The organism is Streptomyces sp. NPDC048461 (genome assembly GCF_055587105.1).
On the sequence record NZ_JBVJGW010000014.1, the window covers coordinates 135483 to 151707 of the forward strand.

Below are 16225 nucleotides of genomic sequence, written 5' to 3' on the forward strand. Positions count from 1 at the left end.
CACACACTCCCATCCGGCCATGTTGTGTCATCTCTCCTTGGCCGGGAGTGGTCGTGTAGGCCAGGATCGGCGTCATGGACCTGCTGAACACCCTGGTGGACAAGGGGCTGCGGCGCGAGCTGCCGACCCGCGAAGAGGCGCTCGCCGTACTGGCGACTTCTGACGACGAACTGCTCGACGTGGTGGCCGCGGCCGGCAAGGTGCGCCGTCAGTGGTTCGGACGTCGGGTGAAGCTGAACTATCTGGTCAACCTGAAGTCGGGCCTGTGCCCGGAGGACTGCTCGTACTGCTCCCAGCGCCTGGGGTCGAAGGCCGAGATCCTCAAGTACACCTGGCTGAAGCCGGAGGAGGCCTCCCAGGCCGCGGCCGCCGGTGTCGCGGGCGGCGCGAAGCGGGTCTGTCTGGTCGCGAGCGGCCGCGGGCCGACGGACCGGGACGTGGACCGGGTCGGCAAGACGATCGCCGCGATCAAGGAGCAGAACGAGGGCGTCGAGGTCTGCGCCTGCCTGGGCCTGCTCTCGGACGGCCAGGCGGAGCGCCTGAAGGACGCCGGCGCCGACGCGTACAACCACAACCTCAACACCTCCGAGGCCACGTACGGTCAGATCACCAAGACGCACACGTACGCCGACCGCGTCGACACGGTGCAGAAGGCGCACGCCGCCGGCCTGTCCGCCTGCTCCGGCCTGATCGCGGGCATGGGCGAGAGCGACGAGGACCTGGTCGACGTCGTCTACTCGCTGCGCGGGCTCGACCCCGACTCGGTGCCGGTCAACTTCCTGATCCCCTTCGAGGGCACCCCGCTGGCCAAGGAGTGGAACCTCACCCCGCAGCGCGCCCTGCGCATCCTCGCGATGGTCCGCTTCGTCTGCCCCGACGTCGAGGTCCGCCTCGCGGGCGGGCGCGAGGTGCACCTGCGCTCGATGCAGCCGCTGGCCCTGCACCTGGTCAACTCGATCTTCCTGGGCGACTACCTGACCAGTGAGGGCCAGGCCGGCCAGGCCGACCTCGACATGATCGCGGACGCCGGTTTCGAGGTGGAGGGCGCCGGTACGACGACCCTGCCCGCGCACCGCTCCGACCTGGCGGCGGAAGCCGGCGCGGACGCGGCCCCGGCCGGCGGCTGCGGCTCGCACGGCGGCGGCGCCTCGGTCTGCGGTTCCGCGGCGCCCGCCGGCGCGGCCGAGCAGGCCGGCTGCGGTTCGGCGTGCGGCGGCTGCTCGGGGCACGCCGAGGCGGCTCCCGTACGGGCGCAGGCCGACGCCGGCGGCGTCCGGTCCGACCTGGTGTCGGTCCGACGGCGCGGCGCGGGGACGGACATCGCCCCCAATGCCTGATCCGCTCCACCCCCTGCCGGCCGGCGCGGAACTCCTCGCGCTGGACCGGCAGCACGTCTGGCACCCGTACGGCCCCATGCCCGGGCGGCAGGAGCCGCTGGTCGTCGCCTCCGCCTCGGGGGTCCGGCTGCGGCTCGCCGACCCGGCCCAGGGGCAGGGGCACGAAGAGCTGGTCGACGGCATGTCCTCCTGGTGGTCGGCCGTCCACGGCTACAACCACCCGGTGCTGAACGAGGCCGCGACGTCCCAGCTCGGCCGGATGTCGCACGTGATGTTCGGCGGGCTCACCCACGAGCCCGCCGTCCGGCTCGCCGCGCGGCTGGTCGAGATCACCCCGGCGGGACTGGAGCACGTGTTCCTGTCCGACTCGGGCTCGGTCTCCGTCGAAGTCGCCGTCAAGATGTGCCTGCAGTACTGGCGTTCGGTGGGACGGACGGGCAAGACCCGGCTGCTGACCTGGCGCGGCGGCTACCACGGGGACACCTGGCAGCCGATGGCCGTCTGCGATCCCGAGGGCGGGATGCACGAGCTGTGGCAGGGCCACCTGCCCCGGCAGGTCTTCGCGGACGCGCCGCCCGGAAACTTCGACACGCCCGTCGACCCGGCGTACGCCGACCACCTGCGCGCCCTGATCGCCGCCCACGCGGACGAGCTGGCCGCGGTGATCGTGGAACCGGTGGTCCAGGGCGCGGGCGGCATGCGCTTCCACAACCCCGGCTACCTGTGCGTGCTGCGCGACCTGTGCGACGAGTACGGGGTCCTGCTGATCCTGGACGAGATCGCGACGGGCTTCGGCCGCACGGGCGCCCTCTTCGCGGCCGACCACGCCGGGATCACCCCCGACGTGCTGTGCCTGGGCAAGGCCCTGACGGGCGGCTACCTCTCGCTGGCGGCGACCCTGTGCACGAGCCGGGTGGCCGACGGCATCTCGCGGGGCGAGGTGCCGGTGCTCGCGCACGGCCCGACCTTCATGGGCAACCCGCTCGCCACGGCCGTGGCGCTGGCCTCCGTCGACCTGCTGCTCGACCGGGACTGGGCGGGCGAGGTCAAGCGGATCGAGGCGGGCCTGCGCGAGGGTCTCGCCCCGGCCGCCGCACTGCCCGGCGTACGGGAGGTGCGCGTCCTCGGCGCGATCGGGGTGGTCCAGCTGACGCACGACGTCGACATGGCGGCGGCGACCCGGGCGGCGGTCCGGGAGGGCGTCTGGCTGCGGCCGTTCCGGGACCTGATCTACACCATGCCGCCGTACGTCACGGGCGACGCCGACGTGGCCCGCATCTGCCGCGCCGTGGTCGCGGCGGCTCAGGAGGGCTGAGATGTCCGTAGTGGTGGTGTCCGGCACGGGCACCGAGATCGGCAAGACGGTGGTCACCGCGGCGGTCGCGGCCGCGGCGGTCGCGGCCGGGCGCTCGGTGGCGGTGCTCAAGCCGGCGCAGACCGGCGTGGCCCCCGACGAGCCGGGCGACGCCGCGGAGGTGGTACGGCTGGCCGGGCCGTCGGTGACGGCGCTCGAACTGGCCCGCTACCCGGAGCCGTTGGCCCCGGACACGGCGGCCCGGCGCTCGGGGCTGGCGACCCTCTCCCCCGCGGAGATCGCCGAGGCGGCCACCCGGCTGGCGCTCACGCACGACCTGGTGCTGGTGGAGGGGGCGGGCGGACTGCTCGTCCGGTTCGACGGGGCGGGCCACACCCTGGCGGACGCGGCCCGGCTGCTCGGCGCGCCGACGCTGGTCGTCGCCCCGGCGGGCCTCGGCACCCTCAACGCGACCGCCCTGACGGCGGAGGCCCTGCGGGCGCGGGGTCTGACCGCGCTGGGCATCGTCGTCGGCAGCTGGCCGGCCGCGCCGGACCTGGCCTCCCGCTGCAACCTGGCCGACCTCCCGGAGGTCTCCGGCCTGCCGCTGCTGGGCGCGGTCCCGCAGGGCTCGGGCGCCCTCCCGCCGGACCGGTTCCGCGCGGCGGCCCCGGCCTGGCTCTCCCCCGCCCTGTCGGGCACCTGGTCGGCCGCCACCTTCCTCACCACCTGGCCCACCTGACCGGGCCCCGGAGGGCGGGGCGCCCCGGGACCCCGGTCGGGCGCGGACGCCCCCGAGGCGGCTCAACCACGGTCCGGGCCGCCATGGCACAGCGGAGCCCATCCAGCCCCGCCGGCGTTTGAGGCGCGGGGCGCGGGGCGGAGCCCCGAAACCACCACCCCGGCCGCACCCACCGGCACCCTCCGCGCCCCCCACCCAGCCCAGCCCGCGCCCGGCGGCGGCACAGCGGAGCCGATCCAGCCCCGCCGGCGTTTGAGGCGCGGGGCACGGGGCGGAGCCCCGGAACACCACCCCGGCCGCGCCCGCGCCACGGCGGAGCCCCGCACCCCCGGCCCCCGGCAGGCGACGGCAGGGATGAGGCCCCGCCGACCGGGCACCCTGGAAGTACCGGCACCGCCACCGCCCCGGAGGCCCACATGCCCACGCCCCGCCGTAGCCCGGCACCGGCACCACCCCACGACCCGGTCCACCACCCCCTCTTCGCGCGGTTCTACGCCCGCGCCAGCACCACCGCCGAGACCCGCGCCGGCATCGCCCCCCTCCGGCGCGAGCTGCTGCACGGCGTGTCCGGCCGCGTCATCGAGATCGGCGCCGGCAACGGCCTGAACTTCGCGCACTACCCCCGCGCCGTGTCCGAGGTCGTCGCCGTCGAACCGGAGCGCACCCTGCGCCGCCTCGCGTCCGCCGCCGCACAGCACGTCGAGGTGCCGGTGGACGTCGTGCCGGGCGCCGCCGAGGCGCTCCCCGTCAAGAGCGAGGCCTTCGACGCCGCCGTCGCCTCGCTGGTGCTGTGCACCGTACGGGACCTGCCCCGCTCCCTCGCCGAGCTGCACCGCGTCCTGCGCCCCGACGCCGAGCTGCGCTTCTTCGAGCACGGCCTGGCCCCCGGCCCCGGCATGGCGGGTGTCCAGCGCGCCCTCGACCGGACGGTCTGGCCGCGCCTGTTCGGCGGCTGCCACACCGCCCGCGACCCGCTCGCGTCGATCGAGGCCGCCGGCTTCCGGATCGTCTCGCACCGCTCCTTCCGGCTGCCCGAGCGCGGCCCGGCCCTCCCGACCTCCTACTGCGTGCTCGGCTCGGCCCGCCGCGTCAGTTGACCGGGTCGGTGGCGCGCCCGCGCTCGTCGTCCCGTACCGGCCCTACCGGCCCTACCGGCTCGAACGGCTTCACCCAGCGCCGCCAGTGGTCCTCGCGGTGGTACCCGGCCGCGGCCCACGCCCGTTGGGCCCGTTCGTTCGCCTCCAGGACCATCGCGTCGCCGCGCCGCCCGCCGACGGCGCGGAAGCGCCGTTCGGCGGCGTCAAGCAGCGCCGTCCCGATCCCCTGTCTGCGGTGCGCGGGCAGCACCGCCAGCCGGTACAGCGAGCAGCGCCATCCGTCGTACCCGGCCACCACGGAGCCCACCAGGGTTCCGCCGGACTCCGCGAGGATCAGCGCGTCCGGATCGCGTGCGATGAGCCGGTGCACGCCGTCCAGGTCGTCGGTGATGGACGTGCCCTCCGCGGCTTCCCTCCAGAAGGCGAGCACGTCCTCGGCGTCGGCCGGCGCGGCGGCCCGTATGCGCAGCTGGTTCATGATCGGGATCCAAGCACGACCGCAGACGGCCCGTCCGCGGTTTCCGCTCCGTGGGACGGGCCGCCGCCGCGGGACGCGGCGCCGCCGCAGGACCGGCGCGCGGGATCGTTCCTGCCGGGGCCCGCCACCCGTGCGGGGCTCCGCGGAAACCGCGGTCCACTCCCCTCCGCCTTCCTCTACCGTGTGAAAAAACGATCTCCCCTCGGACCCGGAACCGGGACTCCGAGCCTTCCTCCTCCCGAACGAAAGGTGTGAGCGTCCGCCCATGGGCGAGCCTGCCGGTCCCCGACACTCCCGCCCGCGACACCGCGCGGCACCCCTCCTCCTGGCCGATCATGGGACGGAGGTGATCGACCGATGACGGAAGTGCTCCTGCTCCTCCTGGCGCTGTTGCTCTGTCTCGTCTGCGGGGTCTTCGTCGCGGCCGAGTTCTCGCTGACCACCGTCGAGCGCAGCGACCTCGAACGGGCCGTCGAGCGCGGCGAGCGGGGTGCGGACAGCGCCCTGGCCGCGGTCAAGACGCTGACGTTCCAGCTGTCCGGCGCCCAGCTCGGCATCACCGTGACCGGCCTGGTCATCGGCATGCTCTCGAAACCGTCGATCTCGGCGCTGCTCCAGGGCCCGTTCGAGGCCATGGGGCTGTCACCCGGCGCCGCCTCCACCACGGCGCTGGTGCTCGGCACGGCGCTGTCGACCGTCGTCCTGATGGTGGTCGGCGAGCTGGTGCCCAAGAACTGGGCGATCTCCTCGCCGCTGGCGATCGCCAAGCGCGTGGCCATGGTGCAGCGGGCCTTCAGCCGGATCTTCAGGCCCTTCATCAGCCATCTCAACACCACGGCGAACCACATGGTGCGCCGCTTCGGGATGGAGCCCGCCGAGGAGCTGGCCTCGGCCCGCACCCCGCAGGAGCTGATGGCGCTGGCCCGGCACTCGGCGAAGGCCGGCGCCCTGGAGAAGGACACCGCGGAGCTGTTCGTGCGCACTTTGAACCTGGCCGACCTGACCGCGGAGAACGTGATGACCCCGCGGGTCCAGGTGACCGCGCTGGACCTGCAGACGACCGCGGAGGACGTGGCGAACGCGACGCTGGCCACCGGCCTGTCCCGCTTCCCCGTCTACCGGGGGAGCCTGGACTCCGTCGTCGGCACCGTCCACATCAAGGACGTGCTGGCACTGCCCGCCGAGGAACGCCACCGCCACCCGGTGGCGTCGCTGCTGCGCGAGCCGCTCCTCGTACCGGAGTCCCTGACCGTGGACCGGCTGCTGGACCGGCTGTCCGGGCGGCAGACCATGGCCGTGGTCATCGACGAATACGGCGGCACGGCCGGTGTGGCCACCCTGGAGGACATCGTCGAGGAGGTCGTCGGCGAGGTCCGCGACGAGCACGACCCGCACGAGACCCCGGACCTGGCACCGGCCGGGACGGACGACTCCGGCCGCCCGCTGTACTCGGCGGACGGCGCGGCCCGCACCGACCAGCTCCAGCGGATCGGCCTGCGGGTGCCGGACGGCCCGTACGAGACGCTGGCCGGCCTCGTGGCGACCGAGCTGGGCCGCATCCCGCTCGTCGGCGACAGCATGGAGCTGGACGGCTGGCGGCTCGACGTGGTGGACGCCGGAGGACGGCGGGCGGCGCGCGTGCTGCTGCACGCACCGTCGGGACCCGTCACCGCCGAGGGCGACGCGACCGCCGGGGAGGAGTCCCGATGACCGTGATCCAGCTGTTGATCGGCCTGGCGACCCTGGTCGTCAACGCCTTCTTCGTCGGTGCGGAGTTCGCGCTGATCTCGGTCCGGCGCAGCCAGATCGAGCCGTACGCCGAGCAGGGCGACCGGCGGGCCCGCGCCGTCGTGTGGGGGCTGGAGCACGTGTCGGCCCTGATGGCGGCGGCCCAGCTCGGCATCACGCTGTGCACCCTCGTGCTGGGCGTGGTGGCCGAGCCGGCGATAGCGCACCTGCTGACTCCGGTGTTCGAGTTCTTCGGTGTCCCGGCCGGGCTGACGCACGCGATCTCCTTCGTGGTGGCACTGGCGCTGGCCACGTACCTGCACATGCTCTTCGGCGAGATGGTGCCGAAGAACGTGGCGCTGTCCGAGCCGGTGCGCACCGCCCTGCTGCTGGGTCCGCCCCTGGTGGCCGTGACGAGGGCCCTGCGTCCGGTGATCTTCGCGATCAACGCCTTCGCCAATGCGCTGCTGCGCCTGCTGCGGGTGGAGGTCAAGGACGAGGTCTCGGCGACGTTCTCGGACGACGAGCTGGCCCGGATGGTCAGGGACTCCAGCGAGGCGGGGCTCCTGGACGACCGGGCGAGCGAGCGGCTGTACGACGCCCTGGAGCTGGGCCGCCGGCCGGTGACCGACGTGGTGCTGTCGGCGGAACGCGTCGTCACGGCGCGCCGGGGCATCACCCCGGCCGGGCTGGAGCGGCTGTCGGCCGAGTCGGGGTACTCCCGGTTCCCGGTGCTCGACGCCCAGCACGGGATCCTGGGATACCTGCACGTCAAGGACGCGCTGGACGCGCAGCCGGAGGAGCGGGACGTCCCCTTCCCGGTGTCGGCGCTGCGGCAGATCGCCCAAGTGCGGGCGGAGACCCCGCTGGACGACGTGCTCACCGCGATGCGCCGCAGCCGTACGCACCTGGCCGCCGTCATCGGAGCGGACGACGCCATGACGGGGCTGGTCACGATGGAGGACGTCCTGCGCGAGCTGTTCGCCAGGCCCGCTTCCGCGTAACCGGCCGGAGCGTGCGGTCCCCCGGCCCTGCGGACCGGGGGTACCGCGCGGTAGCATCGCTCCGCCATGGAGATGAATGCCTCTTACACCAGTTTCGTCGCGGTCGGCGACTCCTTCACCGAGGGCATGTCCGACCTGCTTCCGGACGGCTCCTACCGGGGCTGGGCCGACCTGCTGGCCACCCGCCTCGCGGCGCGCGAGCCCGGCTTCCGCTACGCCAACCTCGCGGTGCGCGGGAAGCTGATCGGCCAGATCGCCGAGGAGCAGGCCCCGGCGGCCGCGGCCATGGGCGCCGACGTGGTGACCCTGGTCGGGGGTCTGAACGACACGCTGCGCCCCAAGGTCGACATGGGCCGGGTCCGGGCCCACCTGGAGTCGGCCGTGGAGCTCCTCGCGCCGTCGTGCGGGCAGCTCGTCCTGATGCGCTCCCCGGGGCGCAACGGACCCGTGATGGAGCGCTTCCGGCCCCGGATGGAGGAGCTCTTCGTCATCATCGACGAGCTCGCCGCCCGGCACGGGGCCCTGGTGGTCGACCTGTACGGGTCCCCCGCGCTCGGCGACCCGCGCATGTGGGACGTCGACCGGCTGCACCTCACGTCCGAAGGGCACCGCCGGGTGGCCGAAGCCGTCTGGCAGGCGCTGGGCCTGCCTCCGGAGGAGGACTGGCACACCGCGCTGCCGGTCGCGGCGCCGGCGGGCTGGACGGTGCGCCGGTCCCAGGACCTGAGGTTCGCCCGGCAGCACCTGCTGCCCTGGGTGGGCCGCCGGCTGACGGGCCGCTCCAGCGGCGACGGCCGCCCCGCCAAGCGCCCCGAGCTGCTGCCCTACGAGCGCTCCCGGCTCTCGTAGCAAGGCACAATCGGCGGGGGTGTCCCTACCTGCGCAAACGCACAGCCGGGGCCCAAGTAGAATCCCTCCACGTGACAGCCAAGCCCCGCATCCCCAATGTCCTGGCCGGCCGCTACGCCTCCGCGGAGCTCGCCGTCCTGTGGTCCCCCGAGTACAAGGTGACGCTGGAGCGGCGGCTGTGGCTCGCCGTCCTGCGCGCCCAGAAGGACCTCGGTATCGAGGTCCCCGACGCGGCCCTCGCCGACTACGAGCGCGTCCTGGAGACCGTCGACCTCGCGTCGATCGCCGAGCGCGAGAAGGTCACCCGGCACGACGTGAAGGCCCGGATCGAGGAGTTCAACGCCCTCGCCGGTCACGAGCAGGTCCACAAGGGCATGACGTCCCGCGACCTCACCGAGAACGTCGAGCAGCTGCAGATCCGGCTCTCGCTGGAGCTGGCCCGGGACCGTACGGTCGCCGTGCTCGCGCGCCTCGGCAAGCTGGCCGGCGAGCACGCCGAGCTGGTCATGGCCGGCCGCTCCCACAACGTGGCCGCGCAGGCGACCACGCTCGGCAAGCGGTTCGCCACCGCGGCCGACGAGCTGCTGGTGGCCTACGACCGCCTCGAGAACCTGCTGGGCCGCTACCCGCTGCGCGGGATCAAGGGTCCGGTCGGCACCGCCCAGGACATGCTCGACCTGCTCGGCGGCGACGCCTCGAAGCTGGCCGACCTGGAGCAGCGGATCGCCGCCCACCTCGGCTTCGCCCAGGCCTTCACCTCAGTGGGCCAGGTCTACCCGCGCTCGCTCGACTACGACGTGGTCACGGCCCTCGTGCAGCTGGCCGCCGCGCCCTCGTCGATCGCCAAGACGATCCGCCTGATGGCCGGCCACGAACTGGTCACCGAGGGCTTCAAGCCCGGCCAGGTCGGTTCCTCGGCGATGCCGCACAAGATGAACACCCGCTCCTGCGAGCGTGTGAACGGCCTCATGGTCATCCTGCGCGGCTACGCCTCGATGACCGGCGAGCTGGCCGGCGACCAGTGGAACGAGGGCGACGTCTCCTGCTCCGTGGTCCGCCGTGTGGCCCTGCCGGACGCGTTCTTCGCGTTCGACGGCCTGCTGGAGACCTTCCTGACGGTCCTCGACGAGTTCGGCGCCTTCCCGGCGGTCGTGGCCCGCGAGCTGGACCGGTACCTGCCGTTCCTCGCGACCACGAAGGTCCTCATGGGCGCGGTGCGGGCCGGGGTCGGCCGCGAGGTCGCCCACGAGGTCATCAAGGAGCACGCGGTGGCCTCCGCCCTCGCCATGCGCGAGCAGGGCGCGGAGCGCAACGAACTGCTGGACAAGCTGGCCGCCGATGACCGGATGCCGCTGGACCGGGCCCAGCTCGACGCCCTCATGGCCGACAAGCTGTCCTTCACCGGGGCGGCGGCCGACCAGGTCGCGGTGGTGGTCTCCCGCATCGAGGCGATCGCCAAGCAGCACCCGGAGGCCGCCGGGTACGCGCCGGGGTCGATCCTCTGACCCCCGAGGAGCTGAACGCCGCCCGTGACCGCGTCCTCCCGGACGTGGTCGCGGGCGGTCTCCGTGTGCTGTTCTGCGGTATCAACCCGGGTCTCCTCTCCGCCGCGACGGGCCACCACTTCGCCCGGCCCGGCAACCGCTTCTGGCCGGTCCTGCACCTGTCCGGTTTCACCCCGCGCCGCTTCGCGCCGGCGGAGCAGGAAGAGCTGCTCGCCCACCGCCTCGGCATCACCAACGTCGTGGCCCGAGCCACGGCCCGCGCCGACGAGTTGAGCGCCGAGGAGTTCCGGGAGGGCGGCCGCATCCTGACGGCCAAGGTGGAGCTGCTGCGCCCCCAGTGGCTGGCGGTGGTCGGAGTCACCGCCTACCGGACCGCCTTCGGCGAACGACGGGCACAGATCGGCCCCCAGGAGCGGACCATCGGCTCCACCCGGGTCTGGGCCCTCCCCAACCCGAGCGGCCTCAACGCCCACTGGACCGCCGAGTCCATGGCCCAGGAGTACGCCCGCCTGCGCGTCGCCGCCGAATCCCCCGACGCCGCCTGACCCGAGCCACGGGCCCCCCGCCGCCGCCCGCGGTCCCGCGGGAGCGGGCAACACCACCGGCCGGGGGGAACCGCGGCGGCGACACCCCCTACGGAGGGTCGACCACCGTGACGCCCGCCATCAGCCCGTAGGGCTCGCCGCCGTCCCACTGCGCCACGTAGGCCACGAGCCACTGCCCCTCCGCCTGCCAGGCGTGCACGTGATCGGTCGTGCTGCTCACCTCGTCCCACGGCTCGGGTATCTCCTCCCCCTCGACCCCCCGGTGCCTGAGCGATGCCACGCCGAAGACCTGGGCCTCCCCCCACCGGGCGTCCAGAGCCCGGGTGAGCGCTCCGTATTCGGCGGTGACCTGGTCGGCAGCCGCGGCCCGCCCCGAGCCTCCGTCCCCCCAGACGTCCTCGGCCCGGCCGACCTGGACCAGGTGGTATCCCGGGCCGCTGCGCTGCCCGCCGGACCGGACGTGCTCCGTCGGGAACTCCCGACCCCGGAGCCGGTCGATCGTGTCGAGGTGCTCTGCCGTGGTCATACCGTCAGTATCCCGGCCCCCACTGACAACTGGCCTGGCGTCACGCGTCCCGCCGGCGCACCGCGATCCAGCCCGCGGCCAGGGCGGCGAGTGACCAGAGTGCGGCGACGCCGAGACCGGCCCACGGGCTCAGCGATCCCTCCGCGTTCATCCGCATCACCGCCTGGCCGGCCCGGTCGGGCATGAACCTCCCGGCACCGCCGACCATCTCGCCGACCAAGAAGGGAACGATCAGGACGAAGGGTATGAGCAGGCTCATCACCAGGGTGCCGCTGCGCACCAGCGCGGTCAGGCCGGCCGAGAGCAGTGCCATCAGCATCAGGTAGACGCCACTGCCGAACACCGCCCGCAGCGTGCCCGGATCGCCCAGTCCGAGGGCGTACTCCCCCATGAAGGCCTGCCCGGAGACGAAGGTGACGAGCCCGGTGACCTGGCCGACGAGGAAGGCAAGGCCCGCGACCACGGTCACCTTCGACAGGTAGAACCGGGTCCGGTGGGGCACCACGGTGAGCGAGACCCGCAGGGCGCCGTCGCGGAACTCCCCGGCCAGGGTGGTGGCGCCGAAGGCGATGGCCGCTATCTGGCCGAAGTTGATGCCGTAGAAGGCGGCGAGGAGCGGGTCCGCCCCCATCGCCCCCTCCTCGGAGGTGCCGAGGGCCGCCGCGGTGAGGGCGGTGATCCCCACCGTGACCCCGAACACGGCTGTCAGGGAGCCGAGGATCGACCGGGCGGTCCGTATCTTGATCCATTCCGAACGCAGAACGGGTGCGGTGGGCAGTGCGGCTGGGGTCATGGCGCGGCCTCCTGTGAAGGTCGGGTGAGTCGGGGCGGTGGATGCGGAGGGCGGTCAGGCTGCCGTCGCCGAGAACTCGGCGCGGTCTGCCGTGAGGGCGAGGTAGGCCTGCTCCAGCGAGGCCCGCTCGTCGGAGAGTTCCAGCAGCGGGATCCCTTCGCCTGCCGCGAGGGTCCCGACCGCCTCGGCCCGTATGCCGTCGACGGTCCACCGCCCGTCCTGCTCGGGGACCAGTTCGAACCCGCGGCGTGCCAGGGCGGTGAACAGCCGGTCCGGGTCGGAGGTCCGCAACCGCACCCGGGGGGAGCTGTGCGCGTCGATGAACTCCGCTGTCGGGGTGTCGACGAGCAGCCTGCCCTGCCCGAGCACCACCAGGTGGTCGGCGAACGACGCGGTCTCCGCCATCAGGTGGCTGGAGACGAGGACCGTGCGACCCTCGGCGGCGAGACGGCACATCAACTGCCGTATCCAGAGGATGCCCTCGGGGTCCAGACCGTTCGTCGGCTCGTCCAGCAGGAGCACCCCGGGGTCTGCGAGCAGCGCGGCGGCGATGCCGAGCCGCTGGCGCATCCCCAGGGAGAAGGTCTTGATCCGCCGCCGTGCCACCGCGGCGATGCCGCACTGCTCCAGCACCGCGCCCACGCGCCCCTCAGGGATGCCGTTGCCGGCGGCGAGGACGAGGAGGTGGTCGCGGGCGGTGCGCCCGCCGTACGGCGCCTGCGGATCGAGCAGGGCCCCCACGTGGCGCAGCGGTTCCCGAAGGTCGGTGAAGCGGCGACCGCCGATGGTGGCGGTGCCGGCGGTGGGCTTGGCAAGCCCCAGCAACAGCCGCATCGTCGTGGACTTCCCGGCGCCGTTGGGTCCCAGGAAGCCGGTGACCCGACCGGGCAGGACATCGAAGGTGAGGCGGTCCACGACCCGGGAGGGGCCGTAGTCCTTGGTCAGTTCGCGGATCTCGATGCGGTTCATGACTCAAGGCTCGCGGCCGTGCCTCCCCGTTCCCTCCCCCACGCGGGGGTCTCGTCTCCCCCACGTGGGGGAGACGCCCGCGACCCGGGCGCTGTCACGATGGGTGCATGTACCGACTGCTCCGTGCTCCGTTGCGACCGGTGACGTACTCGCGCTGGCTGCACCTCTGTGTCCCGATCCTGATCCTGGCCATCTGGTTGTTCGTCAGTCCCGAGTGGCCGTGGGCTCCGCTGCTGCTCGTCCTGCCGTTCGGATTCGTGCCGTGGGTCCGGCTGGCCGAGGGCCTCCAGGCCCAGTTCCTGCTGACCCCGCGTGACGGGGGCGTTCCGGACGACAGCATCGCCGTCGCGCCGTCGGCCGACTGGAACGACCGCTGGCGGACCCTGGCCTGGCTGGAGATACGGCTCGTCGTCGCGGGCGCGGCCATGTGGGCGACCGTCGTCCTGCCGCTGATGACCGTGGAACTCGTCCTGGCCGCATGCGGACAGCCGCCGGGTTCCGATTCGATGCTGCCGCTGGTCCCACCGCGCTGGGCGGCCGCCCTGCTGGCGCCGGTACCGCTGCTCGTGCTCATCACCGTGGTCGTCGCACTCGGCGAGATGATCACCGCGATCGCCCGGCGGTTGCTGGGGCCTTCGCCGGCCGCACGCCTCACCGCGCTGGAGGCACGCACCGAGGAGTTGTTGGAGCGGACCCGTATCGCCCGGGAGCTGCACGATTCGATCGGGCACGCCCTGACCGTGGCGGTCGTGCAGGCAGGAGCGGCGCGGACCGCCGGTGATCCCGCCTTCACGGACCGGGCGTTGAGCGCGATCGAGGAGACGGGCCGCGCGGCGCTGGAGGACCTGGAGCGGGTGCTGCTGGTGCTGCGGGAGTCGGCTCAACCGCCTTCCCAGCGGCCGACGCTGGTGGAGGCGGACCGGCTGCTGGAGGCGGCCCGGGCCGCCGGCTCGGAGGTGGAGGCGCAGCTGACCGGGCCGCTGGAGAAGTTGCCGGGGCCGGTCACCCGGGAGGGGTACCGCATCCTGCAGGAGGCGCTGACCAACGTGCTGCGGCACTGCGGTCCCGTGCCCGTGACGGTGCGGGTGGACATGGGTGCGGGCCGGCTGGTGCTGGAGGTCACGAATCCGCTGCCGGAGCGGCCCCCCGTCATGACGCGCGGCGGTTCCGGGCTGCGCGGGATGCGCGAGCGGGCCTCGCTGCTCGGTGGTGAGGCCGAGACCGGTCCGTACGAGGGCGGTTGGAGAGTGCGCGCCCGGCTTCCGCTGGAGCGAATACGCTGACCGGATGCCGGTTACCGTACTGCTCGTGGACGACGAACCCCTGGTGCGCGCGGGCCTCCGCGCCGTCCTGGAGGCCCAGCCCGACATCGAGGTGGTGGGTGAGGCCGGCGACGGTGCCTCGGTCGTCCCGCTCGTACGGCAGCTGCGGCCGGACGTGGTGGCCATGGACGTGCGGATGCCGCTGCTCGACGGGATCGAGGCCACCCGGGCGGTCCTGCGGTCGGTGGACGCACCTCCGAAGATCCTCGTGGTGACCACCTTCGAGAACGACGAGTACGTCTACCAGGCGCTGCGGGCCGGTGCCGACGGGTTCCTGCTGAAGCGGGCCCGGCCGTCCGAGATCGTGCACGCGGTACGGCTGGTGGCGGAGGGCGAGACCCTGCTCTTCCCGGCGGCGGTGCGGGCACTGGCCGCCGAGTACGGGAACCGCCAGGCGCGTACGGCGCTGGCGCGGGCCGCCCTGACCGAGCGGGAGGAGGCGGTGCTGCGGCTCATGGCGCGGGGTCTGACGAACGTGGAGATCGCCGCCGAGCTGATCGTCGGCACGGAGACGGTGAAGTCACACGTCAGCGCGATCCTGGCGAAGCTGGGGGCGCGGGACCGGACGCAGGCCGTGATCATGGCGTACGAGTCGGGGTTCGTCGCTCCCGCTTAGAGTCGGGGCGGGGAGGGGCTGGTTCCGGGCTATGGGGGGCTGCTTCTCGCCGCCGTGGCGGGTGAGCAGTACGATCCGCCTGACAGGGTCGCTAGCTGGGAGGACACACGTTGGGGCAGCTGACCGGCGGTGACCCGTCACTGCTCCGGCGGATCAATTCCGCCGTGGTGTTGCGGGCACTGCGCGCGGCCGAATCGCCGACACTCACCGATCTCACCCGGGTGACCGGACTCTCCCGGCCGACCGTCGAAGGGGTCGTGGAGGGTCTGATCGCGACCGGGCTCGTCGTCGAGGCCGATGCCGAGGAGGGCGCGCGGCGACAGGGCAGGCCGGCCCGCCGGTTCCGGTTCCGTGCCGAAGCGGGCCATCTGCTGGGCATCGAGATCGGCTCGCACCGGGTCGCGGTGCTGCTGTCCGGCCTGAACGGGCGGATCATCGGCGCGGGCACCAAGGAGGTCGCCGAGACCGCGACCGCGGACGAGCGCCTGGAGCGGGTGCGCACGGCCGTCGCCGACCTGCTGCGCCGGGCCGGTGTGCCCCGTGACTCCCTCCGGGCGGTCGGGGTCGGCAGCCCGGGCATCGTGGAGGCGGACGGCACGGTCCGCCTGGGCACGGCGCTGCCCGGCTGGACCGGGCTGCCCCTCGGGGAACGGCTCCGGCGCTCGTTCCGCTGCCCGGTACACGTGGAGAACGACGCCAACGCGGCAGCCGTCGCCGAGCACTGGAAGGGCGCCGCGCGGGACACCGACGACATGGTGTTCGTCATGGCGGGGCTCAGCCCCGGCGCCGGCTCGCTGATCGGCGGACGGCTGCACCGGGGCTTCGGCGGGGCGGCCGGCGAGATCGGCGCCCTGCACCTGCTGGGCCGCGAGGTGACGCCGGAGAAGCTGCTGTCGACCACCGGCGAGCCGTTGCACCCGCTCGACGAGCCCGCCGTCGCGGAGGTCTTCGCGATGGCCCGCCGGGGCGACGAGCGGGCCGTGGCCGCCGTGGAGCGGTTCCTGCAGCGGCTGGTGCACGACGTGGCGGCGCTGGTCCTGGCGATGGATCCGGAGCTGGTGGTCGTCGGCGGCTGGGCCGCCGGGCTGGACGGGGTACTGGGTCCCCTCCGCCAGGAGCTGGAGCGGTACTGCCTGCGTCCGCCGAGGGTGGAGCTGTCCCTGCTCGGCGAGGCGGCCGTGGCCACCGGGGCCCTGCGGCTCGCGCTGGACCACGTCGAGGAGGAGCTCTTCGCGGTGGAGAAGACGGTCACCGCGCGCCGGTGACACCGGAGGGGCGTTCGGTGGGGCCACGGCCGATCCCGAACGCCCGGGCCCCCGGGCCCCCGGGCCCCCGGGCCCCCGGGCCCCCGGGAAGCAACGACGGCCCGGCGCGGAGCGCCGGGCCGTGAGGGGTCCGCAGGGCCGGGCCGGAGTCGTGC

The 16225-nt window shown here is 73.8% G+C and carries 16 protein-coding genes; 12 read left to right on the top strand and 4 right to left on the bottom strand.

Annotated features, from left to right (window positions below; genetic code table 11):
• Positions 1-74 precede the first annotated feature (74 nt).
• From bioB to ACZ6S8_RS24090, 4 genes are all read left to right on the top strand, one after another.
• The gene (gene bioB, locus ACZ6S8_RS24075; protein ID WP_469458902.1) at positions 75-1337 is read left to right on the top strand and encodes a biotin synthase BioB; all 1263 of its coding nucleotides are present in this window, start codon (positions 75-77) and stop codon (positions 1335-1337) included.
• Positions 1330-2652 carry an adenosylmethionine--8-amino-7-oxononanoate transaminase gene (locus ACZ6S8_RS24080; protein WP_469458904.1) on the top strand — a complete coding sequence of 441 codons (1323 nt, stop codon included), beginning with the start codon at positions 1330-1332 and terminating at the stop codon, positions 2650-2652. Before bioB ends, ACZ6S8_RS24080 begins: the two co-directional genes overlap by 8 nt.
• A 1-nt stretch (position 2653) precedes the next feature.
• Entirely contained in the window at positions 2654-3373 is a 720-nt protein-coding gene (bioD, locus tag ACZ6S8_RS24085) for a dethiobiotin synthase (protein WP_469458906.1), read from the top strand.
• Positions 3374-3789: 416 nt separating this feature from the next.
• Entirely contained in the window at positions 3790-4470 is a 681-nt protein-coding gene (locus tag ACZ6S8_RS24090) for a class I SAM-dependent methyltransferase (protein ID WP_469458908.1), read from the top strand.
• Here the strand turns inward: ACZ6S8_RS24090 and ACZ6S8_RS24095 are convergent.
• Complete coding sequence (locus ACZ6S8_RS24095; RefSeq protein WP_469458910.1) at positions 4463-4948, bottom strand: GNAT family N-acetyltransferase; 486 nt, start codon at positions 4946-4948, stop codon at positions 4463-4465. The two genes, ACZ6S8_RS24090 and ACZ6S8_RS24095, sit on opposite strands and share 8 nt — an antisense overlap.
• Before the next feature lie 357 nt (positions 4949-5305).
• Here ACZ6S8_RS24095 and ACZ6S8_RS24100 point away from each other — a divergent pair, with 357 nt between their 5' ends.
• The 5 genes from ACZ6S8_RS24100 (at position 5306) to mug (ending at position 10579) form a co-directional block, all read left to right on the top strand.
• Positions 5306-6658 (top strand): hemolysin family protein, encoded by a 1353-nt coding sequence (locus ACZ6S8_RS24100; protein ID WP_469458912.1) that lies wholly within the window; start codon positions 5306-5308, stop codon positions 6656-6658.
• The gene (locus tag ACZ6S8_RS24105; protein WP_469458914.1) at positions 6655-7680 is read left to right on the top strand and encodes a hemolysin family protein; all 1026 of its coding nucleotides are present in this window, start codon (positions 6655-6657) and stop codon (positions 7678-7680) included. The genes ACZ6S8_RS24100 and ACZ6S8_RS24105 overlap by 4 nt, the downstream gene beginning before the upstream one ends.
• A 66-nt stretch (positions 7681-7746) precedes the next feature.
• Positions 7747-8529 (top strand): SGNH/GDSL hydrolase family protein, encoded by a 783-nt coding sequence (locus ACZ6S8_RS24110; protein WP_469458916.1) that lies wholly within the window; start codon positions 7747-7749, stop codon positions 8527-8529.
• A gap of 71 nt (positions 8530-8600) precedes the next feature.
• Complete coding sequence (purB, locus tag ACZ6S8_RS24115; protein ID WP_469458918.1) at positions 8601-10034, top strand: adenylosuccinate lyase; 1434 nt, start codon at positions 8601-8603, stop codon at positions 10032-10034.
• Complete coding sequence (gene mug, locus ACZ6S8_RS24120) at positions 10031-10579, top strand: G/U mismatch-specific DNA glycosylase (RefSeq protein WP_469459075.1); 549 nt, start codon at positions 10031-10033, stop codon at positions 10577-10579. Before purB ends, mug begins: the two co-directional genes overlap by 4 nt.
• Before the next feature lie 88 nt (positions 10580-10667).
• On the opposite strand, the gene ACZ6S8_RS24125 is transcribed toward mug, so the two are convergent.
• Genes ACZ6S8_RS24125 through ACZ6S8_RS24135 form a run of 3 tightly spaced genes read right to left on the bottom strand, consistent with a single transcriptional unit; the run spans position 10668 to position 12867 of the window.
• Positions 10668-11105 (bottom strand): hypothetical protein, encoded by a 438-nt coding sequence (locus ACZ6S8_RS24125; RefSeq protein ID WP_469458920.1) that lies wholly within the window; start codon positions 11103-11105, stop codon positions 10668-10670.
• 40 nt (positions 11106-11145) lie between these two features.
• Positions 11146-11898 (bottom strand): ABC-2 transporter permease, encoded by a 753-nt coding sequence (locus ACZ6S8_RS24130; protein ID WP_469458922.1) that lies wholly within the window; start codon positions 11896-11898, stop codon positions 11146-11148.
• A 54-nt stretch (positions 11899-11952) separates the two neighbouring features.
• Positions 11953-12867, bottom strand: a complete 915-nt coding sequence (locus ACZ6S8_RS24135; protein ID WP_469458924.1) for an ATP-binding cassette domain-containing protein — start codon at positions 12865-12867, stop codon at positions 11953-11955.
• Between the two features lie 107 nt (positions 12868-12974).
• Here ACZ6S8_RS24135 and ACZ6S8_RS24140 point away from each other — a divergent pair, with 107 nt between their 5' ends.
• The 3 genes from ACZ6S8_RS24140 (at position 12975) to ACZ6S8_RS24150 (ending at position 16070) form a co-directional block, all read left to right on the top strand.
• Complete coding sequence (locus ACZ6S8_RS24140; RefSeq protein WP_469458926.1) at positions 12975-14150, top strand: sensor histidine kinase; 1176 nt, start codon at positions 12975-12977, stop codon at positions 14148-14150.
• Between the two features lie 4 nt (positions 14151-14154).
• A complete protein-coding gene (locus ACZ6S8_RS24145; RefSeq protein WP_383916221.1) occupies positions 14155-14805 on the top strand; it encodes a response regulator transcription factor in 651 nt (216 codons plus the stop codon).
• A 110-nt stretch (positions 14806-14915) separates the two neighbouring features.
• Entirely contained in the window at positions 14916-16070 is a 1155-nt protein-coding gene (locus tag ACZ6S8_RS24150) for an ROK family transcriptional regulator (protein WP_469458929.1), read from the top strand.
• The last annotated feature ends 155 nt before the right edge of the window (positions 16071-16225 follow it).

Coding starts and splice junctions, on each gene's coding strand:
- bioB (WP_469458902.1), top strand. CDS start 75: ATGGACCTGCTGAACACCCTGGTGGACAAGGGGCTGCGGCGCGAGCTG.
- ACZ6S8_RS24080 (WP_469458904.1), top strand. CDS start 1,330: ATGCCTGATCCGCTCCACCCCCTGCCGGCCGGCGCGGAACTCCTCGCG.
- bioD (WP_469458906.1), top strand. CDS start 2,654: ATGTCCGTAGTGGTGGTGTCCGGCACGGGCACCGAGATCGGCAAGACG.
- ACZ6S8_RS24090 (WP_469458908.1), top strand. CDS start 3,790: ATGCCCACGCCCCGCCGTAGCCCGGCACCGGCACCACCCCACGACCCG.
- ACZ6S8_RS24095 (WP_469458910.1), bottom strand. CDS start 4,948: ATGAACCAGCTGCGCATACGGGCCGCCGCGCCGGCCGACGCCGAGGAC.
- ACZ6S8_RS24100 (WP_469458912.1), top strand. CDS start 5,306: ATGACGGAAGTGCTCCTGCTCCTCCTGGCGCTGTTGCTCTGTCTCGTC.
- ACZ6S8_RS24105 (WP_469458914.1), top strand. CDS start 6,655: ATGACCGTGATCCAGCTGTTGATCGGCCTGGCGACCCTGGTCGTCAAC.
- ACZ6S8_RS24110 (WP_469458916.1), top strand. CDS start 7,747: ATGGAGATGAATGCCTCTTACACCAGTTTCGTCGCGGTCGGCGACTCC.
- ACZ6S8_RS24125 (WP_469458920.1), bottom strand. CDS start 11,105: ATGACCACGGCAGAGCACCTCGACACGATCGACCGGCTCCGGGGTCGG.
- ACZ6S8_RS24130 (WP_469458922.1), bottom strand. CDS start 11,898: ATGACCCCAGCCGCACTGCCCACCGCACCCGTTCTGCGTTCGGAATGG.
- ACZ6S8_RS24135 (WP_469458924.1), bottom strand. CDS start 12,867: ATGAACCGCATCGAGATCCGCGAACTGACCAAGGACTACGGCCCCTCC.
- ACZ6S8_RS24140 (WP_469458926.1), top strand. CDS start 12,975: ATGTACCGACTGCTCCGTGCTCCGTTGCGACCGGTGACGTACTCGCGC.
- ACZ6S8_RS24145 (WP_383916221.1), top strand. CDS start 14,155: ATGCCGGTTACCGTACTGCTCGTGGACGACGAACCCCTGGTGCGCGCG.